A 23,102-nucleotide genomic window follows, 5' to 3' on the forward strand; every position below is an offset into this window, starting at 1 on the left:
CCACGCACCCTGACGCCGCGGCGTTCACCGACAGCGGACAGCCGATCACGGCTGATCGAGCAGGTGCTTGCCGAGTAGTTCGTCGACGCGTTCGGCTGCCTCGTCCGGGATCCAGTGGCTCACGCCGCGGAGCACCTCGAATGTGTACGGGGCGTCGACGAAGCGGGAGGTCAGCTTCGGCCCCACCGGACCGATCGCAGTATCGCCGTCGCTCCACACGAACAGCGTGGGCAACCGGACCTTCCGGGAGGCCGATCGGGGCGAGATGAACGGCATTGCGCGATACCAGTTCAGGGCGCCCCGGGCCCGCGTCCGGTCGCGCATGGGCCCGAGGTCGCGCTTCGCGTCGTCCGGCGACTGGCCGCTGGCGACCAGGGCCCGGTAGCCGAAGCCGTCCGGGGTGAGCACCCGCTCCGGGATCCAGGGCAGCTGGAACGCGAACATGTACCAGGACTTCAGGATCTGACGGCTGGTGAGCATCGCGCGTACGAACGCCGCCGGGTGCGGCACCGACAGCGCCGTCAGCGTCCGGACCCGGTCCGGGCGTTCTGCGGCGAGACCCCAGGCCACGGCCGCGCCCCAATCGTGTCCGACCACGTGCGCCGGGCCGAGGCCTGCCCGGTCGATGAGCGCGACGACGTCCGCGATCAGTTCCGCGCTGCGGTACGCCCGGCGGGCGCGGGGCCTGGCACCGGGCGAATAGCCGCGCTGGTCCGGGGCCAGGGTGCGGAAACCGCGCCGGTGCAGCAGCGGCGCCAGCGCATCCCACGACCGCGAGTCCTGCGGAAACCCGTGCAACAGCACCACCGGTGTGCCGTCGATCGGGCCCTCGTCGCGGACGTCGAACACCAGTCCGTCGCGGGTGAACGTGCCGATCCGCTCCGTGCGACTCATCCGACGATCGTCTCACGCTCGCTGCGGTCTGCGGCCGACTCTCCGGCGCGGAGGAAGCGTCCGGTCTTGGTCACGCCGAATCCACCGGTGAATTCGCCGTCGCGGTAGACGAGCCTGCCGTTGATCACCGTCGCGACCGCGGCGCCGTCGCTGCGGTTCACCATCCGCCGCAACCCGCCGTATTCGGGGACCTCCGCCTCGAACAATCCGTCCACCGTGGCGTCGAGACCCGCCGGGTCGACGACGACCAGATCGGCGCGGTCACCTTCGCGGAGGTGGCCGGCGTCGATGCCGTACCAGTCGGCCAGCTCGCCCGTCAGCCGGTGAACGGCCCGCTCGACGGTCAGGAACGGCTTGCGGTCGGACTGCGCGTCCTTGACCTTCTTCAGCAACCGGATCGGGTAGTTGTAGAACGCCATGTTGCGCAGGTGGGCGCCGGCGTCGCCGAATCCCATCTGCACCCCGGAACTGGCCGCGAGCTTCTTCGCGAACCTGGGGCGATGGTTGGCGATGGTGGTCCGCCACCGCAGGTCGGTGCCGTACTTCACGACGAGATCGAGGTACGCGTCGACCGGGTGCACACCGCCGAGGTCACCCACGGCGCCGAACGTCTTGCCGATCAGCGTCTCGTCAGGGCACCCGACGATTTCGGCGTCGTAGAAGTTGCGGTGCCAGATGCGGGGGCTGAACTTGTTGTCGTAGTCCTTGCGGAACCGGCGTCGGTAGGACTCGTCCTGCAGTAGGGCATTTCGCTCCACCTGGTCCTCGAGGTGCAGTGCCGCCGCGCCGGCGCCGAATTCCTCGAACACCACGAGGTCGATCCCGTCCGCGTAGACGGTGAACGGCACCGGCAGGTGCTGCCACTTGAAATCGGTCTTGGCGAAGCGGTTCAGCAGCGGCGCCGCGGCGAGCATGAAGTACACGATCGGCGGGTAGGCCTTCGAGTCCGCGGCCGACAGCAGCGACGTCTTGAGGGGCTTGCGCCGCCCGAGGCCCGAACTCTCCGTGAAGAATCCGGCGATGTTCGGATGCAGGTTGATGGTCGGTGCGCTCTGCAGGATCTTGCCGCGCTCGCGCAGGATGCGATTGAGGAAGCGGAACTCCTTCCACCGCGCGTACGTGGACGGCAATGAGCGCGAACGGTATTCGTCACCGTCGATCTTGTCGAGTGCGTTCGTCATCGAGGAGAGGCCGAGGAAGCCGGCGTCGACGGCGTCGGTGAGCATCGCACCCATCTGCTCGAGTTCGCGCGCGGTCGGCTCGATCCGCTTGTCGGTGCCGCGGCCGAGACCGAGGACGTGGGTGCGGATGTCGGAGTGCCCGATGAACCCGGCGATGTTGGGGCCGAGCGGCAACGACTCGAGTGCCTCGACGTACTCCGCCGGGTTCTGCCAGATCTTGTTTTCCTCCAGGATCCCGAGCACGGAGTCGTGCGGCACGGCCTCGACCCTGCTGAACAGGTCGGCGCACTCGCGCGGCGTCGAATACACGGTGGAGAGGGAGCAGTTTCCGAGGACGACGGTGGTCACGCCGTGTCGTACCGACTCCGGCAGGCCGGGGCTGACGAGCACCTCCGCGTCGTAGTGGGTGTGCACGTCGACGAATCCGGGGAGCACCCACTTGCCTGCGGCGTCGATGACCTCGGTGTCAGGTCCGACGGACAGCGGGCGGGTCGATGCCCGGACGACGATTCCGTCGCGGATGCCGAGATTGCGTCGCAGCGGCGCGGATCCGGTTCCGTCGAACCACAGCCCACCATTGACGACCACGTCGAAATCCGGCATTGTTGCGCTCCTCACACTCGGTATGTGTAACCCGAGGTTACGTATGTGGTTGAGTAAAAGTCAATGGACGGTTCGGGCGATCCTCAATAGAGTGCAGGGGTGGCCGCCGCACCCCGCTCTCCCGAAGATCGGCGCGCGCAGATCCTCGACGTGGCCGTCCGGCTCCTCGAGACGGTGCCGTTCGACGACCTCTCGATCGACCAGGTGGCGGCCGAGGCGGGCGTCTCGGCACCACTGCTGTTCCACTACTTCAAGAACAAGCAGGGCTTTCGCAACGCCGTCCTCGAAGCCTCGGCCTCCGAACTGCAGCGGCGGATGACACCCGACGCGACGCTCCCGCTATACGGGCAACTCCGGGCAGGCGTCGAAACGTTCGCGGACGCGGTGATCGAGCACCCCACCATCTATCTCGCGGTCATGCGGATGGCCGGGAGCGGCGACGAGAGGATGCGGCAGATCTACCGCGGCATGCGTCGGACGTTCACCCGGTGGATCGGCGTGTCGCTGGCCGAGTTCGGCGTGCCGACGACGCCCGCGCTCGAGGCCGCGATCTCGGGCTGGCAGGCGTTCATGGAGGAGATCGTGCTGTCCTGGCTCGACGAGCCGACCATGGAACGCACCGAGATGATCGACCTCTGCGAACGCGCCTTCTACCACCTGCTTCCCGCAGCAGGCGTCGACGTCGACACACTCGACACGACACGCTGAACCGGATCGCGATCGGAGTCCGGGTTCACAGGAACCTTCCAGCCGCCTCCCAGCCGGGTGACGCCCCCACGCGAGAACGTTGTCAGGACAGCAACTCGCGAAGGGACCACCTGATGACTGCCGTTCTCACTCCGGCTCCGCCACGGAGAACAGGATCGCCCGGCCACCGCGCCGAGTCGGAATCGTGGATCCGCCGGCGCGGTTCCGCACTCGCCGTCACCGCACTACTCGCCGCCACCGCGGCGCTGTACCTGTGGGATCTCACCTCGAGCGGCTACGCCAACAGCTTCTATGCCGCGGCAGCGCAGGCCGGTTCGCAGAGTTGGAAGGCGTGGTTCTTCGGCTCGCTCGACACCTCGAATTTCATCACGGTCGACAAACCGCCCGCGTCGCTGTGGGTGATGGGACTGTCCGGACGGATCTTCGGGTTCTCCAGCGCCAGCCTCCTCGTCCCCCAGGCCCTGATGGGGGTCGGGTCGGTCACCCTCGTCTACGCGGCCGTCACCCGCGTCACGAACAGTGGCGCCGGGTTGATCGCCGGCGCCGTTCTCGCCGCAACTCCCGCGGCCGCCTTGATGTTTCGCTTCGACAACCCCGACGCTTTGCTCGTGCTCCTGATGACCGCGGCCGGATATTTCGTGGTCCGCGCGATCGAGACGGAGACCGGCCGCCGCGCCGCGATGTGGATCACCCTCACCGGGGTCGCGCTCGGCTTCGCGTTCCTCACCAAGATGTTGCAGGGCCTGATGGTGCTGCCCGCGTTCGGTCTGGCCTATCTGGTTGCCGGACATGCCCGGTTGCGGTTTCGCCTGCTGCACCTGGCCGGGGGTGTCGCCGCCGTCGTCGCCGCGGCCGGATGGTGGGTTCTCGCCGTGTGGCTGTGGCCCGCGGACTCGCGCCCCTACATCGGCGGTTCCACCGACAACAGCGTCATGGATCTGGTGCTCGGCTACAACGGACTCGGCCGGATCTTCGGAAACACCGGCGGTGGTGGCGGCGGAATGGCCGGCGGAAGTGCGGGATCGAGTTTCGGCGGGAGCACCGGGCTGGATCGCCTGTTCGGCAGCGAGATGGGCATCGAGATCTCGTGGCTGATCCCGGCGGCGCTGGTCGCCCTGGTCTTCGGGTTGCTCGCCCGTGGACGCGCTCCGCGGACGGACCGCGTGCGGGCCTCCCTGATCGCGTGGGGTGGCTGGTTCCTCGTCACGGGACTGATCTTCAGCTACATGTCCGGCACCATCCACCCGTACTACACGGTGGCGCTCGCCCCCGCGATCGCCGGGATGATCGGCACCGGCGGGTACGCCCTGTGGCAGAAGCGCGGCAGCATTCTCGGACGGTTCGGTCTCGCATTCATGATGGTGGCCGCAGGTGCGTGGGGCTGGGTCCTGTTGCACCGCAACACCGAGTGGATGCCCGCCCTGAAGTGGGTCCTGCTCGCCGGCACCGTTCTCGGCGCCGCCCTGCTCGCGCTCGGCGACGGGAACCGCGTCCGGAAACTCGCCGTCACCGGCGTGCTGCTGGGCTCGCTCGCCGGAATCGGAGGCTCCGCGTCCTACGCGATCGCCACCGCCGCCACCGCGCACAGCGGATCGATCCCCACGGCCGGCCCGTCCGGGGCAGTCACCGATACCGGAATGGGAGGCGGCGGCGGCCGGGCACCCGGCGGTGACATGGCCGGCGGCCAGGCACCGGGCGGTGACATGGGCGGCAACGAGGGTGGGGCGAGTTCCGAGCTCACGACGTTGCTCGCCGAGGCAGGCACCACGTGGTCGGCCGCGACCAACGGTTCGCAGAGCGCTGCCACCTATGAACTGGCCGCCGACACCGCGGTGATGGCCATCGGCGGATGGAGTTCCGACCCCACGCCGACACTCGACCAGTTCATCTCCTACGTCGAGAACGGCCAGGTGCACTACTACATCGCCGGTGGTGGTGGGGGTGGTGGTCGCGGCGGCGACAGCACGTCCGGCGCGATCGAGCAGTGGGTGGCCGCCAATTTCACGCCCATCACGGTGGGCGGCACGACCGTGTACGACCTCTCCGGTTACACCGGATAGTTCCCCGTCGAGCACGCGGAGAACCGGCAGGTGCATCACCTGCCGGTTCTCGTCGAGCGAGTGACGGGATTCGAACCCGTGTGAACGGCTTTGCAGGCCGGTACCTCAACCACTCAGTCACACCCGCATCGATGATCACTGTGCCCGGCCGGCGCCGAGGGTGCGAGGGTTGTGCTCACGGTGATTCTGAACCGACACGCCGGGGCGGGAACAAACCACGTGCCCTCGTTGCTGTGTTGCTTCATGACCGACACCGAAGAACGCGCCGCCCCGACCGGCGAGCGGACAACCACTCGGCCCAGCCTTCGGGTGATCCTCGTACTCGGCGCGATGGTGGCCCTCGGCCCCTTCACCATCGACATGTATCTGCCGGCGCTACCGGACATCGGAACCGACCTCGGCGCGTCCTCGTCCGCAGTCCAGCTGACCATCACGGGAACCCTGCTCGGCCTCGCGCTGGGGCAGTTGATCGTCGGACCGCTGGCGGACAGCCTGGGGCGCAGACGCCCCCTCATCGCCGGTATCGGTGTGCACGTCGCCGCGTCCGTGCTCGCGGTGTTCGCGCCGACTGTGGCAGTGCTGGGGGTGCTCCGCGTCTTCCAGGGCATCGGCGCCGCCGCCGCAGCGGTGGTCGCGCTCGCCGTGGTCCGCGACCTGTTCTCGGGGAACACCGTCGCCGTCGTGATGTCGCGGCTGATGCTCGTCCTCGGCGTCGCACCCGTGCTCGCCCCGAGTATCGGCGGGGCGCTCCTCATCGCCCTCGACTGGCGCGGGATCTTCGTCGTCCTCGCCGTGATCGGCACGCTGACGGCGTTGATCGGCGCGTGGGGTCTGACGGAGACGCTGCCGCCGGAGCGTCGTCGCAAGAGCAACCTCGTCGCCGTGCTGGGCACCTACAGGGGCCTGCTCGGGGACCGGGCGTTCATGGTGCTCGCGCTCGTGTCGAGCGTGGCGATGGGATCGCTGTTCTCGTACGTCTCCGGTGCGTCGTTCGTGTTCCAGGACCAGTACGGCCTGGACGAGCAGCAGTTCGCGCTGCTGTTCAGCTCCGGCGCGATCGCCCTGATCGGGGCCTCGCAACTCAACGTCCGCGCCCTCGCGCGCTGGTCACCGCTGCAGATCACGGTGTCGGCCCTCGGCTTCGCGACGGTGGCCGGGCTGGCGCTGATCACCACCGCGCATTTCGAGTTCGGCGGGCTCGTCGGGTTCGTCGTTCCCCTGTGGTTCCTCCTCGGCGGTGTCGGCTTCGTCCTGCCCAATGCCCCGGCCCTGGCCCTCGGCAGGCACGGGGAGGCCGCGGGCACGGCTGCCGCGCTGCTCGGCGCCCTGCAATTCGGTGTCGGCGCCCTGATCGCTCCCCTGGTCGGGGTGCTCGGTAACACCGGCGTCGCGCTTGCGGTCACCATGACCGCGTGCACGGGACTGGGGTTGGTGGCGCTGGCGGCCGCAGCGAAGGCGGAAGCGCGCTGACGACACGCTCGGCAGACTTTCACGGCCCATCACCCGACATGGGATGATCGACGCATGCCACCACCGTCACCACTTCATCTCGACCCCATCGAAGAGGCCCACCGGCAGTGGACCAAGCACGGCTGGGGTGACGTTGCCGACGGCATGGCCGCGGTGACCTCGGTGATGCGCGCCCATCAGATCATGATCGCGCGGGTGGAAGAGGTGCTCAAACCGTCGGGGCTCACGTTCGCCCGGTACGAATTGCTGACACTGCTGACGTTCACGCGCACCGGCGCACTCCCGATGGCGAAGGCCAGCGCGCGCCTTCAGGTTCACCCGACGAGCGTCACCAACGCCGTCGACCGGCTCGAGACGGCGAATCTCGTGCGGCGTGTTCCGCATCCGAGCGACCGTCGAGCGACGCTGATCGAAATCACCGACGCGGGAAGGAAACTGGCAGTCGAGTCCACCGAGCGGCTCAACGCCCAGGTGTTCTCCCGCCCCGGCGTGTCCGGTGACAAGCTGGAACAACTGGTCGCCATCCTCGCCGAACTGCGCCGCGAGGCAGGCGATTTCGACACCGGAGACGCGCCCACCAAGTGGTGAAGCACCACTGTCGCCCCGCACCTGGTCCGGTGCGGGGCGACAGTCGTTTCAGGGCTTTCAGCGGTGCTTGAAGACGGGCGAACGCTTCTCGACGAACGCCGCCATCCCTTCCTTCTGATCTTCGGTGGCGAACGTCGAGTGGAACACCCGGCGCTCGAAGCGGACGCCCTCGGTGAGCGTGGTTTCGAAGGAGCGGTTCACCGCTTCCTTCGCCATCATCGCGACCGGGAGGGACATCTCGGCGATGGTGGTCGCCGTCTGCAGCGCCTCGTCCAGGAGGTCGGCGGCGGGCACGATCCGCGACACCAGCCCGGCGCGTTCAGCCTCCTCGGCGTCCATGTTCCGGCCGGTCAGGCACAGTTCCATGGCCTTGGCCTTGCCCACGGCGCGGGTCAGTCGCTGGGAGCCGCCGATGCCGGGGATGACACCGAGTTTGATCTCCGGCTGACCGAACTTCGCGGTGTCGGCGGCGATCAGGATATCGCAGAGCATCGCCAGTTCGCACCCGCCGCCGAGGGCGTAGCCCGCGACGGCAGCGATGGTGGGCTTGCGGGCCGCGGCGAGGCGATCCCACGCGGCGAAGAAGTCGTCCAGGTAGACGTCCATATACGACTTGGGCTGCATCTCCTTGATGTCGGCGCCCGCCGCGAAGGCCCGGTCGGAGCCGGTGATCAGGATGGCTCCGATCTCCGAATCCTTCTCCAACTCCTCGACCGCCGACACGACCTCGCGCATCAGCTCGGAGTTCAATGCGTTGAGCGCCTTCGGACGGTTGAGGGTGATGATCCCCACCCGGCCCTTGCGCTCCAGGAGGATGGTCTCGAAGTCGGTCACTGCTCTCCCTCGGTGGAACGTTCGCGGATGTCGTTGATGATGGCCGAGAAGTCCTGGCCACCACCGCCGGCGGCATGGAACCGGCTGTACAGTTCGGCGGCGCGGAGCCCGAGTTCGGCCTCGACGCCGTTGGTCTTCAGCGCGTTCGCGGCGAGACCGAGATCCTTGTCCATCAGCGCCGCGGCGAAGCCCGGCTGGTAGTCGTTGTTGGCCGGGCTCGTCGGAACCGGTCCGGGCACAGGACAGTTGGTGGTGAGCGCCCAGCACTGACCCGACGCGTTGGATGCGACGTCGAACAGGGCCTGGTTGCTCAGGCCCAGCTTCTCGCCGAGGACGAACGCCTCGCTGACGGCGATCATCGACACACCGAGGATCATGTTGTTGCAGATCTTCGCGGCCTGACCGTTGCCCGGGTCGCCGCAGTGGACGACCTTCTTGCCCATCACGTCGAGCAGCGGCTTCGCGGCCTCGAAGTCGTCCGCCGTGCCGCCGACCATGAACGCGAGAGTTCCCGCGGTGGCGCCGACGACGCCACCGGAGACGGGTGCGTCCACCGAGCGGTGTCCGGCCTCGACGGCCTCGTCGTGCGCGGCCCGGGCGTCCGCCACGTCGATGGTGGACGAGTCGATGAACAGGGTCCCCGGTTTCGCGGCGGGCAGGATCTCCGCGTAGAGCCCGAGAACGTGCTTGCCGCTCGGCAGCATCGTGATCACGACGTCCACCTCGCGTACGGCATCGACGGCCGAATCGGCGACAGTGACACCGTCTTTCACTGCCTGCTCGAGTGCGGCGGGGGCGAGGTCGAAGCCGACCACCGTGTGTCCCGCCTTGACGAGGTTGGCCGCCATGGGGCCACCCATGTGGCCGAGTCCCAGAAATCCGACGGTAGTGCTCATAGCAGTCCCTCCTGGACGCGTGTGGCTGATGGTTCAGTGCTGCGGCTGCGGGGCCGTGAGGCCGAGTTCGAGGTCGCCGAGGGGGGTGAAGAATGTTGCGACGGCGTCGTCGGTCACGTCGTCGAGGGAGGCGGGTGACCAGTGCGGGTTGCGGTCCTTGTCGACGACCTGCGCCCGGATCCCCTCGACCAGATCAGCCGAGCCCAGGCACGCCACCGACACCCGGAACTCCTCGTTCAGCACTTCTTCGAGACTGTTCGCCTGGCGGGCCCGGCGCAGCGACGCCAACGTGACCGCGCACGCGGTCGGCGACTTCGCCAGCACCTGCTCGGCCGCCTTCGCCGCCTCCGGCACCCCACTGCCCTGCAGGCGGGCCACGATCTCGGCGACGCTGTCCGCGGAATATGCGGCGTCGATCCACGCCTGCTGCGCCAGCAGGTCCGATTCCGGGGCCGGTTCGGTGAACGCGGCCAGCGCCGCCTCCACCGTTGTGGTCGACAGAGCCTCGACGAACTGTCCGATCCTGGCGGACGGGATGAAGTGGTCGGCGAACCCGCACGCGATCGCATCCCCGGCACTGAGGCGGGCCGTGGTGAGCGCGATGTGGGTGCCCAACTCCCCCGGGGACCGGGCCAGCAGGTAGGTGCCGCCGACGTCGGGGACGAACCCGATCCCGGTCTCGGGCATCCCGATCATCGACCGCTCGGTCACGATCCGCACACTGCCGTGCGCCGACACCCCGACCCCGCCGCCCATCACGATGCCGTCCATCACTGCCACATACGGCTTCGGGTAGTTCGCAATGGCGGCGTTGAGGATGTACTCGTCCCGCCAGAACTCCCGCGACCCGGTGCCACCCTCCGTGGCGTCGTGGTAGATCGAGACGATGTCCCCGCCCGCGCACAGCCCGCGTTCCCCGGCGCCGGTGATCAGCACCGCGCGCACTTCGTCGTCCCCGGCCCACTCCGCCAACGCCGCCGCGATCCGTGCCACCATGGCGTGGTTGAGGGCGTTGATCGCCTTCGGGCGGTTGAGCACGATCCGGCCCACACCGCCGCTCTTGTTGATCAGAACCTCGTCCACCGCTGTTCCCGCGTCGCTCATGCCGCTCCCTGCTTCCCGTGTCCCGCGATGATGCTGCGGGCGATGACCACCCGCATGATCTCGTTGCTGCCCTCGAGGATCTGATGCACCCGCAGGTCGCGGACGATCTTCTCGATCCCGTACTCGGCAAGATAGCCGTACCCGCCGTGCAGCTGCAGCGCCTTGTTCGCGACCTCGAACCCGGTGTCGGTGGCGAACCGCTTCGCCATCGCACACAACTCCACCACGTCCGGGGCACCCTCCTCCAGCGCGGCCGCCGCCCGCCACAACAGGGTGCGGGCCGCCTCCAGCTCCGTGCGCATGTCCGCCAGCTGGAACTGCAACGCCTGCGACTCGAGCAACGACGCCCCGAACGCCTTCCGGTCCGCCAGATAGGCGACGGCCCGCTCCAGCGCGGTCTGCGCCCCACCGACCGAGCAGGCGGCGATGTTGAGCCGGCCCCCGTTCAGGCCGGCCATCGCGATCCGGAACCCACCGCCCTCGTCGCCGAGCAGGTTGCCCGCCGGCACCCGCACATCCTCGAAGATCACCTGCCGGGTCGGCTGGGCGTTCCAGCCCATCTTCACCTCGTTCGGCCCGAACGACAGCCCGGCCGAGTCCTTCGGGACGATGAACGCCGAGATCCCGCGCGGCCCGCCCTCCCCGGTACGGGCCATCACCACATACACCTCCGAGGTGCCGGCCCCGGAAATGAACTGCTTGACCCCGTTGAGCACGTAGTCGTCGCCGTCGCGGACCGCCCTGGTGCTCAGCGCCGCCGCATCCGAGCCGGCGCCGGGTTCGGTGAGGCAGTAACTGCCCAGCTGATCCATCGCGCACAACCCCGGCACCCAGGCGCGGCGCTGCTCCTCGGTGCCGAACCGGTCGATCATCCAGGTGACCATGTTGTGGATGGAAATGTAGGCGGCGATCGACGGACAGCCCTTCGCCAACTGCTCGAAGATGCGGGCCGCATCGACCCGGGTCAGCTCGGAGCCGCCCACGTCCTCGCGGATGTAGATCCCGCCCATCCCCAGCGAGGCCGCCTTCCGCAGCATATCGACGGGGAAATGCTTGGCCTGATCCCATTCCACCGCATGCGGCGCCAGATGCTCGGCCGCGAAATCACGGGCCGTGTCACTGATCGCCCGCTCGTCATCGGTCAAGGTGAACATGGAGATCCGTTCAGTTCATGGTGGGGATGACGAAGTGGTTGGTCTCTTCCTTCTTGCCCGAGGGCCAACGCTGCGTCACGGTCTTGGTCTTGGTGTAGAAGCGGAAGGAGTCAGGACCGTGCTGGTTCAGGTCGCCGAAGCCGGAACGCTTCCAGCCGCCGAACGTGTGGTACGCGATCGGTACCGGGATCGGCACGTTGACGCCGACCATGCCGACGTTCACCCGGTTCGTGAAGTCGCGGGCCGTGTCGCCGTCGCGGGTGAAGATGGCGACGCCGTTGCCGTACTCGTGCTCGGTGGGCAGGCGGAGCGCCTCCTCGTAGTCCGCCGCGCGGGCAACCAGCAGGACGGGTCCGAAGATCTCTTCCTTGTAGACGCGCATGTCGGTGGTGACCTTGTCGAACAGGGTCGCGCCGGCGAAGAAGCCGTTCTCGTGGCCCTCGAGGGTGAAGCCGCGGCCGTCGATCACGGCCTCCGCGCCCTCATCGATGCCGATCTGGATGTAGTTGTTCACCCGCTCGAGGGCGTCCTTGCTGACCAGCGGACCGAAGTCGGCGGACTCGTCGTCGCTGCGGCCGATCGTGAGCTTGCCGACCCGCTCGGTCAGCTTCGCGACCAGCGCATCCGCCGTCTCCTCGCCCACCGGCACGGCGACGGAAATGGCCATGCACCGCTCACCCGCGGAGCCGTAACCAGCGCCGATGAGGGCGTCTGCCACCTCGTCGAGGTCGGCGTCGGGCATGATGATCGCGTGGTTCTTCGCGCCACCGAAGCATTGTGCGCGCTTGCCGTGGGCCGCGGCGGTCTCGTAGATGTACTGCGCGATCGGGGTGGACCCGACGAACCCGACAGCCTTGACGCGGTCGTCGGTGAGCAGGACGTCCACCACTTCCTTGTCACCGTTGACCACGTTGAACACACCGGCGGGCAGACCGGCCTCGAGGAACAGTTCGGCCAGGCGCAGCGGCACCGAGGGGTCGCGCTCGGACGGCTTGAGGATGAAGGCGTTGCCGGCGGCCAGCGCGGGACCGGCCTTCCACAGCGGGATCATGGCCGGGAAGTTGAAGGGTGTGATGCCGGCGACGACGCCGAGCGGCTGACGCATGGAGTACACGTCGATCCCGGTTCCGGCGGATTCCGTGTACTCGCCCTTGAGCAGGTGAGGAGCGCCGAGGGCGAACTCGATGACCTCGAGTCCGCGCTGGATGTCGCCCTTCGCGTCGGGGATCGTCTTGCCGTGCTCGGACGACAGGAGGCGCGCCAGCGAATCCATCTCCTCCTGCACGAGCTGGAGGAACTTCATCAGGACGCGTGCCCGCTTCTGCGGATTGAACAGCGCCCATTCGCGCTGAGCTTCTACCGCGTTCGCGATGATCGCCTCCGTCTCGGCCTTGTCGGCGAGAGGCACACGCGCCTGCACCTCACCGGTGTTGGGGTCGTAGACGTCGCCGAACTTGTTGGAGGCACCGGGGACGCGCTTGCCGCCGACGAAGTGGGATAGCTCTTGAACCATTGTGCGAACCCGTTCCTTGTTCGATGATGAGGGAGTTCCGAATATGTGCTCATCCTATAGTTGGATGTCCATGTATGTCCACCATACGATCGGAACATGCAGATTCACTCTCCCGAGGAGCTGAACTTCCTCCGCATCCTGCAGACCAACCCGTACATCACCACGATCCTGGACCGTGCACCCCAACTCGGCCTCTCGGACTGGTACCTCACCGCAGGCGCCGTATTCCAGACGGTCTGGAACCACCTCGACGGCCGCGACCCGCAGTCGGGGATCAACGACTACGACCTCTTCTACTTCGACGACACCGACCTCGGCCACGACGCCGAAGACGACGTCATCCGCCGAGCCGACGCACTGTTCGGCGACCTCGATGTGCGCGTCGAAGTCAGAAACGAAGCGCGTGTGCATATTTGGTACGAAAACCACTTCGGCGTGCCCTCGACACCCTTCACCGACTGCACGATCCCGTCCTCGCTCCGCGTGAGGTGTACGAATCCAAAGCTGCCCGGTGGCAGAAGGAATGGCCCCATTTGACCGTGGTGCCGTGGCCGGAGTAAGCAGTCAGTGCTTTCGCACGACGTGCTCGGGCTTGCCCGGTTTCCAGATGGTGATATCCATGTGGCCGTCGCCGACCTCCACCGCCGAGCCGCCAATCAGGTCGGCTCGGTAGCAGTGATCGAATTCCTGCCCCCGGATGTCGAACCCGGTCTCGTCGAACAGTGCCTGCGCGAAACGCTGATGCAGGGCCTTGTCCTGGACGTCGTCGACGACACCCCACAGTTTTGCGTCACCCTCCTTCACCTCGGTGTCGACGGTCGCCGTGTGCAGGCAGAAGCGCGGATCCCGTGCCAGATCACGGAACTTCGTCGTGTTCGGCATTCCGGCGATCCACAACTGATTCTCGAAAAATCTCGGCTCGACCGGGCTGATCCGCGGAAACCCGTCGGAGCGAAGCGTGCCGAGCATGCACAGGTTCTTGGTCGCCGCGTGCCTGCGGGAGAAGATAGCGGCAATCCGCGGAGCAGCTTCGGCGAACTCATTCCAGCTGGCCATGCACACGACCCTACGACGAATCCCATGGCCGCCGGGTCAAGACGCCCGCAATTGTGCGATGAGGATCGCTTCGATTTCCGACCGACGCGCCGCGGACGGCAGTCGTGGGGCCGCGGACCGGTAGTGATGCCCCGTCGGGGTACCGAGGTCGAAGAGATGCGTTCGGCCATGCCTCCTGACGGGGCGCGCGGTCCAGCCGTCGCCTTCCTTCGCGTAGTTGCACGCCGCGCACAACCCGGCCCATTGTGTGCCGTGGTGGCGCCCTTGTTGCGGCGCGAGAGAATGTGATCGTGATGGCGGATCGGGGCGTCACACCACGGGGTGCGGCACGTCCGGTCGCGGAGGTCGATCAGCTTCGCAAGGCTTTTCGGGAACGTCCGGGACTGCGATTCCATCGCCGTCAACGACCCCGACACCGGGCACGAGTAGATCAACCGCAACGTGGTTTCGGTCTCCCCCTCAAGGGCGTCCGCCACCAGTTTCCGGGCGATCCCCGCCGGCACCGGCCCGAACCCCGCCAGATCCGCCGCCTCGTTCTCACCCGCCAGCAGTGCTTCGTCGGAGATCACCAGGTTCACCGCCACCGGCACACCATTGGCGACCGATGCCCCGGTGCCGCGGTCGAACAACAGATCCGCCATCAGCTGATTGCGGGTGCGGCCACCGCTGTCCCCGGTCGCGATGAGGCTGTCCGCACCCCGCCCCAATGTGGCGTGTAGGCACACGGCCTGTTCCATCGGCAGCAGCACACTCAGATACGCCATCGAATCCGGCGCCGGCCGCGTCGTGACCCGCCGCTCGGAGACGGCCTTGCAGTACCGGGCCACGACCGCGGCCGCGTCGAGTTCCACCGCCAGGGCCTTCGCCTTCGCGACCAGGCCGCGGTCCCCGACCCCGTCGAGACTGTTCGGGTCCGAACACAACCGGCGATCCACCACCGCGCGATCCGCCGCCGACAGACACGCTGTTTCCCGCACCAGCAGCGTGGCGCGCCACTCGTTCAACCGGCCCGACCGCAACAACGCCAACGTGTGCGGCATCTCGTGCACCACCGCCCGAGCGAACCCCAGATGCCGCCCACCGCGGTTCGGGGACTCCCTGCGCGCCAACGCAATCTGTGAGGCGATACCGCGGTCCCACTCCGCCCGCGGCAACCGCCGGGCCTTGCGGTCCTCCCGCATGCACGTGGCGACATCGTCGGTGACCACCGCCTGCACCGCGCACCCCACTGACTTCAACGACTCCACCGCGTCGATCCACTCGATCCCCAACCCGGGATCACCACTCGCAGAAACCACACGAAGCCGCGCCGTGAACGCCCGCAACTCCTCCAGATCCGGTGCCCCCACATCCCCCACGACCAGCCTCCCCCGAGGTTGTTCGAAACTTTGTTCGACTCTAGCAGCCTGACCGGACCACAGGCAATGGCCGAAAGTTCAGATACCCAGTGCCACAGCGGCTGCGATGGCGAGGGTTTCGTCGACGGCGTCGTAATCGCCGGTCCCACCGCCGGGACCGCCGCTGTCGGCGACGGTGCGGCGGGCGGACAGGTGTACGGCGTCGACACCGGTCCCCGCGACCGCGGCGATGTCGTCGACGCGAATCCCGCCACCTGCCATCACCTGGATCCGCCCGTGTGCGTGGGCGACCATGGCCGACAGGGCGTCGAGGCCGTCGATGCAGCGGGGCGCTCCGCCCGAGGTGAGGACGCGGATGATGCCCGACCGCGCGAGCGCATCGAGGGCAGTCGCCCTGTCGTCGACGACGTCCATCGCACGATGGAACGTCACCTCCACCGCGTACGGGTCGATGCCGTCGAGCAGGCGGGCCAGCGCGTCGCGGTCGACGGCCATGCCTGGCGTGAGCGCACCGACGACGACGCCGGATGCGCCCGCGCCCACCGCGGCACGGATGTCGCGGGCCATGACCGCGATCTCGTCGGCGTCGTAGGCGAATCCGCCGGGCCGGCACCGGATCAGCGGGTGTACCGCGATCCCCTGGGCCACAACGGCTTCGATCATGCCGATGCTCGGTGTCAGTCCGCCGGTCGCGCCGAGTGCGGTGCACAACTCGACACGCGTTGCTCCGGCGCGCCGTGCGATCCGGGCGCCCGCGACGTCCTGGACCGCCAGTTCGAGTACGGGTGCCATCTAGAACAACTGCCAGGAAGGCTTGTGTTCCAGTGCGTACCGGTAGTAGTCGGCGAGTTGCAGTTTGCTCGCCGCGGCCTCGTCGATGACGACGGTCACGTGCGGGTGCAGTTGCATCACCGACGCCGGGCAGAACGCAGCGAGCGGACCTTCGGCGGCGGCGGCGATCGCTTCGGCCTTGCCCTTGCCGAACGCGATCATCACCAGGTGCCGGGCTTCGCTGATGGTGCCCAGCCCCTGGGTGAGGACGTGGTGCGGGACGTCGTCCACGCTGTCGAAGAACCGCGCGTTGTCGAGTCGGGTCTGCTCGGTGAGGGTCTTGACGCGGGTGCGTGAGGTCAGTGCGGAACCCGGCTCGTTGAACCCGATGTGGCCGTCGGTTCCGATGCCGAGCAGTTGCACGTCGACGCCACCCGCCTCGGCGATGGCCGCGTCGTATCGTGCGCCTTCCTCGGCGATGGTGGGCGATTCGCCGTTCGGGCTGAGCACCCGCTCGGGATCGAGGTTGACGTGGTCGACGAACTCCGAGCGGATCACCGAGAAGTACGACTGATCGTGACTTTTCGGCAGCCCGACGTACTCGTCGAGGAGGAAGGCCCGCGCGTCCGTGAAGTCCAGCCCGGACTCGCGGTGCCGTCGCGCGAGTTCGCGGTAGCTTCCGAGCGGGGACGACCCGGTGGCGAGGCCCAGTGTCGCCGGACCGCGTCGGACGTACCTCTCGACGATGTCCGCGACGGTCGTGCTCACCTCCGACGGCGTCGGCCGGATTACGATTTCCATGCGAGTCCTTCCGTTCCGGCGGGCATTCCGCCGGAAAACACGCCACGCGGGCGCAGTTGGTGATCGGTCACGACGATATCTGCGCGGAGGCCCGGGGCCAGGGTGCCGCGTTCGGATTCCAGGCCGAGCAGCCGGGCCGGGGTCCTGGTGGCGGACGCGACGGCGTCGACGAGTCCGACGCCGCTGTCGACAACGGTGGTGCGCACGACATCCAGCAGTCGTGCGGTGCCGCCCGCGATGGCCCCCTCGGATCCGTCGGCGGTCGCGAGCCGGGCCACCCCGTGCGAGACGCGCACGTCCAGTGGCCCGAGTTGGTAGTCGCCGTCCGAGACACCGGCGGCGGCCATGGCGTCGCTGACGAGGACGATCTGGTCCGGTCCGACGGCGTCGAACACCATCGACACGGTCTCGGGCGCGAGATGCACTCCGTCCGCGATCAATTCGACGACGATGTCGCCGCGACCGGCTGCGGCGAGAAACGCGGCCACCGGCCCCGGCGCGCGGTGGTGCAGCGGCGGCATCGCGTTGAACAGGTGTGTGGCGGTCAGCGGCCCGCCGGCGGCGTCGGCGATCCGTGCGGACGTCGTCGCTGCATCGGTGTCGGTGTGGCCGAGGCTCGGTAACACGCCGCGCCGGCGCATCGCGGTGAGAAGCTCGCCGAAGTGCGCGGTCTCCGGTGCGAGCGTCATCGACCGGACGGTGCCACGCGCGGCGTCGCAGATCCGCTCGAACAGGCCGGGGTCGCCGGGCACCACGGACGCGGGATCCTGCGCACCGCAGCGGGCACCGGAGATGAACGGGCCCTCCAGGTGGATCCCGAGGAGGTCACGGCGTTCCACCAGGTCGGCGAGGATTCCGGCCTGCCGGAGCAGATCCTGCTCCCCCGCCGAGACCAGGCTCCCGAGCAGTCCGGTGGTGCCGTGCCCGCGGTGATGGTCCGCGGCCAGCCTCGCCCCGTCGGCGTCGGCGTTCGGAAAGCCTGCGCCTGCGCCGCCGTGGCAGTGCAGGTCGATCAGGCCCGGCAGCAGTATCGACGAAGTCGGGTCCGGCAGCGGCACCTGCCCGCGGTACTGCGACGCGGAACCGACCCAGGAGATTCGGTCGCCGTCGGTGACGACCACGCCGTCGGCGAGGACGCCGTCCTCCACGACGGCCCTGCCCCGCAGGATCATCGGGGTGCCCCGGACGCAAGAGCCGCGACTGCCGACCGTGCGGCCTGCGGTGACTGTGCGCTGCGCGCGGCGACGGCCATCTCCCGGCACCGGTCGAGGTCGGTGACGGCCAGACGGGCACGGACGGCGCCCAGCGATGGGGCCACCATGGACAGGCTCGTGACGCCCAACCCGACCAGCACGGGCGCCAGCACTGGATCGGACGCGGCCTCCCCGCAGACGCCGACAGGTGTGCCCGCCTCCGCTCCGGCCGCACCGACCAGGCCGATCAGGTCCAGGACCGCGGGCTGCCACGGGTCGAGCAGTGCGGCGAGGCCGCCGGCCATCCGGTCGGCGGCGCACGTGTACTGGCTCAGGTCGTTGGTTCCGATACTGACGAAGTCGAGATGTTCGAGCAGATCGCGGGCGCGCAGTGCCGCCGAGGGGATCTCGATCATCGCCCCGACCTTCGCGATGCCGCGGGAACGGGCGAGTGCAGCGAATCCCTCCGCCTCTCCCGCCGTGGCGACCATCGGGGCCATCACCCACAGGTCCGCGCCGGTAGCGGAGGCCGCCACGCCGAGCGCTTCCAGTTGGGTGGCCAGGACCTCCGGGAAGACGGTGCCGACCCGCAGCCCCCGCACACCGAGTGCCGGGTTCTCCTCGGCGCCCAGATCGAGGAACGGCAGCGGTTTGTCGGATCCGGAATCGAGTGTCCGGACCACCACCTTCCGTCCGGCGAACCGCTCCAGCACGGAGGTGTACGTGGCGATCTGCTCGTCGAGGGTGGGCGCGGTCTGCCTGCCGAGGTAGAGGAACTCGGTGCGGAACAGTCCGACGCCCTCCGAATCCGCGGCGGCGGCGCGCACGGCGTCGTCGACGGTGCCGATGTTGACGAGCAGCCCGACCGGTGCGCCGTCCCGGGTGCGGCCCGGCCCACTCGTGGCCGCGACCCGCGCCCGGGCCTCGGCGATCCGCGTCCACACCTCCGACTGCCGACGTTCGCCGGGGTCGACGACGACCTCGCCCGTGGTGCCGTCGAGCACCACCGGTCTCCCCTCGATCAATCGGTCGAGGTCGGCGCAGTTCACGATCGCGGGCAGGCCGAGCGATTTCGCCAGTATCGCAGTGTGGCTCGTGGGCCCGCCCTCCGCAGTGAGCAGGCCCACCACGTCGCTGCCGCCGAGCATCGCGGTGTCCGCGGGCGACAGGTCCCGGGCAACGAGAACGAACGGATATCCGGGGTCGGGGATTCCGGGCATCGGCACTCCCGACAGCACCGCGACCGCACGATGTCCGAGGTCGCGCAGGTCCGCGACGCGCTCGGCCATGTACCCCCCGAGTGCCTCGAGTGTGACGCAGTAACCCTCGAACGCGACGCTCACGGCGTGCGCCGTCGGCATGCCGCCGCGAAGGTTCTCCTCGGCGGCGGACACGATTCCCGGGTCGCGGGCCATCGCCGCCGACACGAGCAGGATCTCGGACGCGACGCCGTCCACCTGCGCGGCGCGGGCCTCGAGGTCGCCGGACACCGTCGCGAGGGCGTCCCGCACCCGGGCGATCTCCGCTGGGACCGATTCGCCGACAGGGTCTTCGGCGGACGTCTCGACCGGCGTCCCGAACGCGAGCCAGGGCGCGCAGACCAGCCCCGGACTCACCCCGAGTCCGTGCACTACCTGTTCCGTGGTCGTCGGCATCAGGCGGCGTCGAGGTCGGAGGCGAGCAGGTCGGCGAGGCGGTCGAGGGCGTCCTCGCTGCCCTCCCCTTCCGCGGTGATCGTCACCTCGGTACCGAATGCGGCGCCGAGGGTCATGACCGCGAGCATGCTGCCCGCGTCCACCGGCGCCGACTCGCCGACGGCGATCTGCACCGGGACCGGCACGGCCGCGGCGGCCTGGGTGAACTTCGCGGCGGGGCGGGCGTGCAGGCCCACCTTCGAACCGATGAGGACCGTTCGTGAAGCCATGCTCACTGACCTGCCTTTTCCGTGTCGGTGTCGGTGTTGGTGTCCGCGTCGTCCTCCCGGCCGGGAGTGCGCAGGTTCCATTTCTTGATGACGAAGCTGAACAGGACGTAATAGATCACCGCGTACCCGAGCCCGATGGGGATCAGCATCCACGCGTTGGTGGCCTTGCCGAAGTTGAGGACGTAGTCGAAGAAGCCTGCGGAGAACGTGAATCCGTCATGGATGCCGAGCGCGTTGACCAGGGCCATCGAGGTGCCGGTGAGGAACGCGTGGATCAGGTACAGCGGCCAGGCGACGAACATGAACGCGAATTCGAGGGGCTCGGTGATCCCGGTGAGGAACGCCGTCAGCGCGGTGGACAGCATGATGCCGCCCACGACCTTCTTCTGCGAGGGCCGGGCGTTGCGCCAGATCGCCAGTGCTGCAGCGGGAAGCGCGAACATCATGATCGGGAAGAAGCCGGTCATGAAGATGCCGGCGCTCGGGTCGCCGGCGAAGAACCGGTTGAGGTCGCCGCGGACGAGTTCTCCGCTCGCGTTCTGGTAGTCGCCGACGAGGAACCACACGGTGGAGTTCAGGATGTGGTGCAGTCCGGTCGGGATGAGCAGGCGGTTGGCCATGCCGTAGACGCCGCCACCGATCACCGAGTTCTCGGCGACCGTCTCGCCCACCCACGTCAGGGCGGAGTTGAACGCCGGGTACAGGAACGCCATGAGGACGCCGACGACGAGACCGGTGACGGCGGTGAGGATGGGAACGAGCCTGCGGCCGTTGAAGAATCCGAGGTAGTCGGGCAGTTTGGTGCGGTAGAACCGCTGCCACAGAATGGCGGACAGCAGACCCATCACGATGCCCGCGAGGACACCGTAGTTGATCAGCGCCTGGTCGCCGTTCGGATCGGTCTTGCCTTCCAGGACGACCGGGGACATGGCCTCGAACACGCCGTTGATGACCATGTATCCGACCACGGCGGCCAGGGCGGTGGAACCGTCGGCCTTCTTGGCCCAGCCGATGGCGATGCCCACAGCGAAGATGAGGGGCAGCCAGGTGAATACGGCCTGGCCGGCCGCGGAGATGACGGACGCGGCGGTCTGCATCGAGTCGAATCGTCCGAGGAGGTCGTCCTGGCCGAGTCGCAGCAGGATGCCGGCCGCGGGTAGTACCGCGATCGGCAGCATCAGGCTGCGCCCGAGGCGCTGTAACCCGGCAAACACCGCTGATTCCTTTTTCGGGCTGTCTACGACAGTCATATCGGCCTTCTCTGTGCGCGTCGGTCGCCGAATCGGCGTCTGGTGAGTCCCGAAACCGGTGGCGGCGAGCGCGTCGTACGGCTTCGGGAAAACTATTGTGGACCAGCACCCCCAACGGGTACTGTCCGGTCATAACCAGTTGCTAGTTTGACCAGGTGAGCACAGGATGTCAACAGGCAAATGTGATCCAGCTAACTCATTCCTCACCATCACCTGCAGCGCAAACACGAACTACGAGGGAGAACCGATGTCCAAAGCGGACGCAATCATCAGCGGCCTCGGCGGTGCCGACAACATCGTCGAGATCGAGGCCTGCATCACCCGGCTGCGCACCGAGGTCAAGGACGGCGCCAAGGTCGACGAGGCCGCGCTCAAGGCCGCAGGCGCCCACGGGGTGTTGAAGGCGGGCAGCGTCGTCCAGGTCATCGTCGGCCCCGAGGCGGACACCCTGGCCGAGGACATCGAGGACATCCTGTGAGCCTGTCCGTGCAGGCACCACTGCCCGGCCGGGTGCTCGCCCTGGCCGACGTGCCCGACCCCGTGTTCGCCGGACAGATGGTGGGTTCCGGAGTCGCGATCGAGCCGGCACGCGACCGCGGCGCCCTCGACGTGCTCGCGCCGATCTCGGGCAAGATCCTCAAACTGCACCCGCACGCGTTCGTCATCCTGGGCTCGGCGGGCGGCGGCGTGCTGGTGCACCTGGGAATCGACACCGTGAAGCTGAAGGGCGAGGGGTTCACCCTGCTCGCGGCGGAGGGCGACGAGGTCGACGCCGGCGACCCCGTGGTGCGGTTCGATCCGACCGAGATCGACGGCACCGGGTACTCCGCCGTCTGCCCGATCGTGGTGATGGATTCCAAGCCGGACTCGGTGTCCACCGACACCATCGGGTCCGACGTGACCACCGGCGACGTCCTGTTCGCCTGGGCGGCGCAGTAGTAGCAGGGCCAGGGCTGCCGGGCTCAGACGCTGCGCTGAGTCCGCTCCCCCTGAACTTCCATCTGCAGTTGGTAGCGATCGGACCGGTACCAGCTGCGGGTGTGCTCGACCGGTGTGGGGCCGCTGAAGGACACCCGGTCGAAGTACATCACCGGGGCGCCCTTCTTGATGCCGAGCAGGGTCGCGATCTCCTGGCTAGCGCCGTCGGCACTGACGGTCTGCTCGGCCCGGTCGATCGGCATGCCGTACCGGTCGGCGGTGGCCCGGTAGATCGACCCGGTGAGGTCGAGGTCCAGCAGGCCGGGAAGCAGTGCGGCGTTGAACCAGCCGTCGTCGACGCTGACCGGTTCGCCGTCGGCCAGCCGCAACCGTTTGACGTGGTAGGCGCTGGTGTCCGGTGCGATCCGCAGGGCCTTCGCGGTGGCCTCGGGCGCCGCGTCCTCCTCGCTCTGCAGCACGACCGTCGTCGGCTTGTGGCCCTGCGCCCGCATCTCCTCCGTGAATGAGGCCAGGTGGAGTTTCGACTGCACCGGACGATGGGCCACGAACGTGCCCTTGCCACGAACCCGGACCAGGTGACCCTCGTTGACGAGCTGCCCGATCGCCTCGCGAACCGTGATGCGACTGACACCGTAGTCCTGCATCAGTTTTCGTTCACTGGTCATCAGGTCGCCGGGCTGAAGTTCCTTGGTGCACTTGTGCAGCAGGATGGCACGGAGTTGCTCGTGCTTCGGAATCACGCTGTCGCGTAGATGTACGGGCATCATGCCGGCGGCTCCAGCTCTGTCAGGGTCGGACACATCGG

22 protein-coding genes, 1 tRNA gene and 1 pseudogene are annotated in these 23,102 nt (G+C 68.2%); 7 read left to right on the forward strand and 17 right to left on the reverse strand.

Annotated elements, in window-relative coordinates; all coding sequences use genetic code 11:
* Window positions 1-45: 45 nt before the first annotated feature.
* Window positions 46-894: an alpha/beta fold hydrolase gene (locus tag CJ179_RS44805; protein ID WP_095865732.1), complete on the reverse strand. Its 849-nt coding sequence runs from the start codon at window positions 892-894 to the stop codon at window positions 46-48.
* Window positions 891-2,678, reverse strand: coding sequence for an amidohydrolase family protein (locus CJ179_RS44810; protein WP_095865733.1), 1,788 nt, complete (start codon window positions 2,676-2,678; stop codon window positions 891-893). Before CJ179_RS44810 ends, CJ179_RS44805 begins: the two co-directional genes overlap by 4 nt.
* A 99-nt stretch (window positions 2,679-2,777) precedes the next feature.
* On the opposite strand from CJ179_RS44810, the gene CJ179_RS44815 reads away from it, so the two are divergent.
* Window positions 2,778-3,386 (forward strand): TetR/AcrR family transcriptional regulator, encoded by a 609-nt coding sequence (locus CJ179_RS44815; protein ID WP_095865734.1) that lies wholly within the window; start codon window positions 2,778-2,780, stop codon window positions 3,384-3,386.
* 113 nt (window positions 3,387-3,499) lie between these two features.
* Window positions 3,500-5,446, forward strand: a complete 1,947-nt coding sequence (locus CJ179_RS44820) for a glycosyltransferase family 39 protein (RefSeq protein WP_179377894.1) — start codon at window positions 3,500-3,502, stop codon at window positions 5,444-5,446.
* Between the two features lie 55 nt (window positions 5,447-5,501).
* Here CJ179_RS44820 and CJ179_RS44825 read toward each other — a convergent pair.
* Window positions 5,502-5,573: transfer RNA gene (locus CJ179_RS44825), tRNA-Cys, on the reverse strand.
* Between the two features lie 92 nt (window positions 5,574-5,665).
* Here CJ179_RS44825 and CJ179_RS44830 point away from each other — a divergent pair.
* Both CJ179_RS44830 and CJ179_RS44835 read left to right on the forward strand, forming a co-directional pair.
* A complete protein-coding gene (locus CJ179_RS44830) occupies window positions 5,666-6,916 on the forward strand; it encodes a multidrug effflux MFS transporter (protein WP_072946172.1) in 1,251 nt (416 codons plus the stop codon).
* A 54-nt stretch (window positions 6,917-6,970) separates the two neighbouring features.
* Window positions 6,971-7,504 (forward strand): MarR family winged helix-turn-helix transcriptional regulator, encoded by a 534-nt coding sequence (locus CJ179_RS44835; RefSeq protein WP_072946034.1) that lies wholly within the window; start codon window positions 6,971-6,973, stop codon window positions 7,502-7,504.
* 57 nt (window positions 7,505-7,561) lie between these two features.
* Here CJ179_RS44835 and CJ179_RS44840 read toward each other — a convergent pair whose 3' ends face one another.
* Genes CJ179_RS44840 through CJ179_RS44860 form a run of 5 tightly spaced genes read right to left on the reverse strand, consistent with a single transcriptional unit; the run spans window position 7,562 to window position 13,005 of the window.
* Window positions 7,562-8,338: an enoyl-CoA hydratase gene (locus CJ179_RS44840; RefSeq protein WP_072946032.1), complete on the reverse strand. Its 777-nt coding sequence runs from the start codon at window positions 8,336-8,338 to the stop codon at window positions 7,562-7,564.
* A complete protein-coding gene (mmsB, locus tag CJ179_RS44845) occupies window positions 8,335-9,234 on the reverse strand; it encodes a 3-hydroxyisobutyrate dehydrogenase (RefSeq protein WP_072946029.1) in 900 nt (299 codons plus the stop codon). The genes CJ179_RS44840 and mmsB overlap by 4 nt, the downstream gene beginning before the upstream one ends.
* Window positions 9,235-9,267: 33 nt before the next feature.
* Window positions 9,268-10,338 carry an enoyl-CoA hydratase/isomerase family protein gene (locus tag CJ179_RS44850; RefSeq protein ID WP_095865735.1) on the reverse strand — a complete coding sequence of 357 codons (1,071 nt, stop codon included), beginning with the start codon at window positions 10,336-10,338 and terminating at the stop codon, window positions 9,268-9,270.
* Window positions 10,335-11,492: an isobutyryl-CoA dehydrogenase gene (locus CJ179_RS44855; RefSeq protein ID WP_095865736.1), complete on the reverse strand. Its 1,158-nt coding sequence runs from the start codon at window positions 11,490-11,492 to the stop codon at window positions 10,335-10,337. The genes CJ179_RS44850 and CJ179_RS44855 overlap by 4 nt, the downstream gene beginning before the upstream one ends.
* Window positions 11,493-11,502: 10 nt before the next feature.
* A complete protein-coding gene (locus CJ179_RS44860) occupies window positions 11,503-13,005 on the reverse strand; it encodes a CoA-acylating methylmalonate-semialdehyde dehydrogenase (RefSeq protein ID WP_072946022.1) in 1,503 nt (500 codons plus the stop codon).
* Window positions 13,006-13,101: 96 nt separating this feature from the next.
* Between CJ179_RS44860 and CJ179_RS44865 the strand changes: the two genes are divergently transcribed.
* Window positions 13,102-13,542 (forward strand): nucleotidyltransferase family protein, encoded by a 441-nt coding sequence (locus CJ179_RS44865; RefSeq protein WP_241031285.1) that lies wholly within the window; start codon window positions 13,102-13,104, stop codon window positions 13,540-13,542.
* A gap of 27 nt (window positions 13,543-13,569) precedes the next feature.
* Here CJ179_RS44865 and CJ179_RS44870 read toward each other — a convergent pair whose 3' ends face one another.
* The 8 genes and pseudogenes from CJ179_RS44870 to CJ179_RS44905 form a co-directional block, all read right to left on the reverse strand.
* Window positions 13,570-14,061 carry a pyridoxamine 5'-phosphate oxidase family protein gene (locus tag CJ179_RS44870; protein ID WP_072946019.1) on the reverse strand — a complete coding sequence of 164 codons (492 nt, stop codon included), beginning with the start codon at window positions 14,059-14,061 and terminating at the stop codon, window positions 13,570-13,572.
* A 36-nt stretch (window positions 14,062-14,097) separates the two neighbouring features.
* Window positions 14,098-15,410, reverse strand: a pseudogene (locus CJ179_RS44875) (HNH endonuclease).
* 87 nt (window positions 15,411-15,497) lie between these two features.
* Window positions 15,498-16,211 carry a copper homeostasis protein CutC gene (locus tag CJ179_RS44880; protein ID WP_095865737.1) on the reverse strand — a complete coding sequence of 238 codons (714 nt, stop codon included), beginning with the start codon at window positions 16,209-16,211 and terminating at the stop codon, window positions 15,498-15,500.
* Window positions 16,212-16,991, reverse strand: coding sequence for a glucosamine-6-phosphate deaminase (gene nagB / locus CJ179_RS44885; protein ID WP_072946011.1), 780 nt, complete (start codon window positions 16,989-16,991; stop codon window positions 16,212-16,214).
* On the reverse strand, window positions 16,979-18,163 hold the full coding sequence (locus CJ179_RS44890; RefSeq protein WP_095865738.1) for an N-acetylglucosamine-6-phosphate deacetylase: 1,185 nt from the start codon (window positions 18,161-18,163) through the stop codon (window positions 16,979-16,981). The genes nagB and CJ179_RS44890 overlap by 13 nt, the downstream gene beginning before the upstream one ends.
* Window positions 18,160-19,839 carry a phosphoenolpyruvate--protein phosphotransferase gene (ptsP, locus tag CJ179_RS44895; protein ID WP_095865739.1) on the reverse strand — a complete coding sequence of 560 codons (1,680 nt, stop codon included), beginning with the start codon at window positions 19,837-19,839 and terminating at the stop codon, window positions 18,160-18,162. Before ptsP ends, CJ179_RS44890 begins: the two co-directional genes overlap by 4 nt.
* Entirely contained in the window at window positions 19,839-20,108 is a 270-nt protein-coding gene (locus CJ179_RS44900; RefSeq protein ID WP_206012818.1) for an HPr family phosphocarrier protein, read from the reverse strand. Before CJ179_RS44900 ends, ptsP begins: the two co-directional genes overlap by 1 nt.
* Before the next feature lie 2 nt (window positions 20,109-20,110).
* The gene (locus tag CJ179_RS44905; protein WP_095865741.1) at window positions 20,111-21,358 is read right to left on the reverse strand and encodes a PTS transporter subunit EIIC; all 1,248 of its coding nucleotides are present in this window, start codon (window positions 21,356-21,358) and stop codon (window positions 20,111-20,113) included.
* A gap of 166 nt (window positions 21,359-21,524) precedes the next feature.
* Between CJ179_RS44905 and CJ179_RS44910 the strand changes: the two genes are divergently transcribed.
* Entirely contained in the window at window positions 21,525-21,836 is a 312-nt protein-coding gene (locus CJ179_RS44910) for a glucose PTS transporter subunit EIIB (RefSeq protein ID WP_143051459.1), read from the forward strand.
* Entirely contained in the window at window positions 21,833-22,297 is a 465-nt protein-coding gene (locus tag CJ179_RS44915; RefSeq protein WP_072946000.1) for a PTS glucose transporter subunit IIA, read from the forward strand. The genes CJ179_RS44910 and CJ179_RS44915 overlap by 4 nt, the downstream gene beginning before the upstream one ends.
* Window positions 22,298-22,320: 23 nt before the next feature.
* Here CJ179_RS44915 and CJ179_RS44920 read toward each other — a convergent pair whose 3' ends face one another.
* Window positions 22,321-23,064 (reverse strand): GntR family transcriptional regulator, encoded by a 744-nt coding sequence (locus tag CJ179_RS44920; RefSeq protein WP_072945999.1) that lies wholly within the window; start codon window positions 23,062-23,064, stop codon window positions 22,321-22,323.
* Window positions 23,065-23,102: the final 38 nt, after the last annotated feature.

This window comes from Rhodococcus sp. ACS1 (genome assembly GCF_002300155.1).
Classification (GTDB): Bacteria; Actinomycetota; Actinomycetes; order Mycobacteriales; family Mycobacteriaceae; genus Rhodococcus_F; species Rhodococcus_F koreensis.

Excerpts from the sequence above, each read along its gene's own strand:
- CJ179_RS44805 (WP_095865732.1), bottom strand. The coding sequence starts at position 894 with ATGAGTCGCACGGAGCGGATCGGCACGTTCACCCGCGACGGACTGGTG.
- CJ179_RS44810 (WP_095865733.1), bottom strand. The coding sequence starts at position 2,678 with ATGCCGGATTTCGACGTGGTCGTCAATGGTGGGCTGTGGTTCGACGGA.
- CJ179_RS44820 (WP_179377894.1), top strand. The coding sequence starts at position 3,500 with ATGACTGCCGTTCTCACTCCGGCTCCGCCACGGAGAACAGGATCGCCC.
- CJ179_RS44835 (WP_072946034.1), top strand. The coding sequence starts at position 6,971 with ATGCCACCACCGTCACCACTTCATCTCGACCCCATCGAAGAGGCCCAC.
- mmsB (WP_072946029.1), bottom strand. The coding sequence starts at position 9,234 with ATGAGCACTACCGTCGGATTTCTGGGACTCGGCCACATGGGTGGCCCC.
- CJ179_RS44850 (WP_095865735.1), bottom strand. The coding sequence starts at position 10,338 with ATGAGCGACGCGGGAACAGCGGTGGACGAGGTTCTGATCAACAAGAGC.
- CJ179_RS44855 (WP_095865736.1), bottom strand. The coding sequence starts at position 11,492 with ATGTTCACCTTGACCGATGACGAGCGGGCGATCAGTGACACGGCCCGT.
- CJ179_RS44860 (WP_072946022.1), bottom strand. The coding sequence starts at position 13,005 with ATGGTTCAAGAGCTATCCCACTTCGTCGGCGGCAAGCGCGTCCCCGGT.
- CJ179_RS44865 (WP_241031285.1), top strand. The coding sequence starts at position 13,102 with ATGCAGATTCACTCTCCCGAGGAGCTGAACTTCCTCCGCATCCTGCAG.
- CJ179_RS44870 (WP_072946019.1), bottom strand. The coding sequence starts at position 14,061 with ATGGCCAGCTGGAATGAGTTCGCCGAAGCTGCTCCGCGGATTGCCGCT.
- CJ179_RS44880 (WP_095865737.1), bottom strand. The coding sequence starts at position 16,211 with ATGGCACCCGTACTCGAACTGGCGGTCCAGGACGTCGCGGGCGCCCGG.
- nagB (WP_072946011.1), bottom strand. The coding sequence starts at position 16,991 with ATGGAAATCGTAATCCGGCCGACGCCGTCGGAGGTGAGCACGACCGTC.
- CJ179_RS44890 (WP_095865738.1), bottom strand. The coding sequence starts at position 18,163 with ATGATCCTGCGGGGCAGGGCCGTCGTGGAGGACGGCGTCCTCGCCGAC.
- ptsP (WP_095865739.1), bottom strand. The coding sequence starts at position 19,839 with ATGCCGACGACCACGGAACAGGTAGTGCACGGACTCGGGGTGAGTCCG.
- CJ179_RS44900 (WP_206012818.1), bottom strand. The coding sequence starts at position 20,108 with ATGGCTTCACGAACGGTCCTCATCGGTTCGAAGGTGGGCCTGCACGCC.
- CJ179_RS44905 (WP_095865741.1), bottom strand. The coding sequence starts at position 21,358 with ATGACTGTCGTAGACAGCCCGAAAAAGGAATCAGCGGTGTTTGCCGGG.
- CJ179_RS44910 (WP_143051459.1), top strand. The coding sequence starts at position 21,525 with ATGTCAACAGGCAAATGTGATCCAGCTAACTCATTCCTCACCATCACC.
- CJ179_RS44920 (WP_072945999.1), bottom strand. The coding sequence starts at position 23,064 with ATGATGCCCGTACATCTACGCGACAGCGTGATTCCGAAGCACGAGCAA.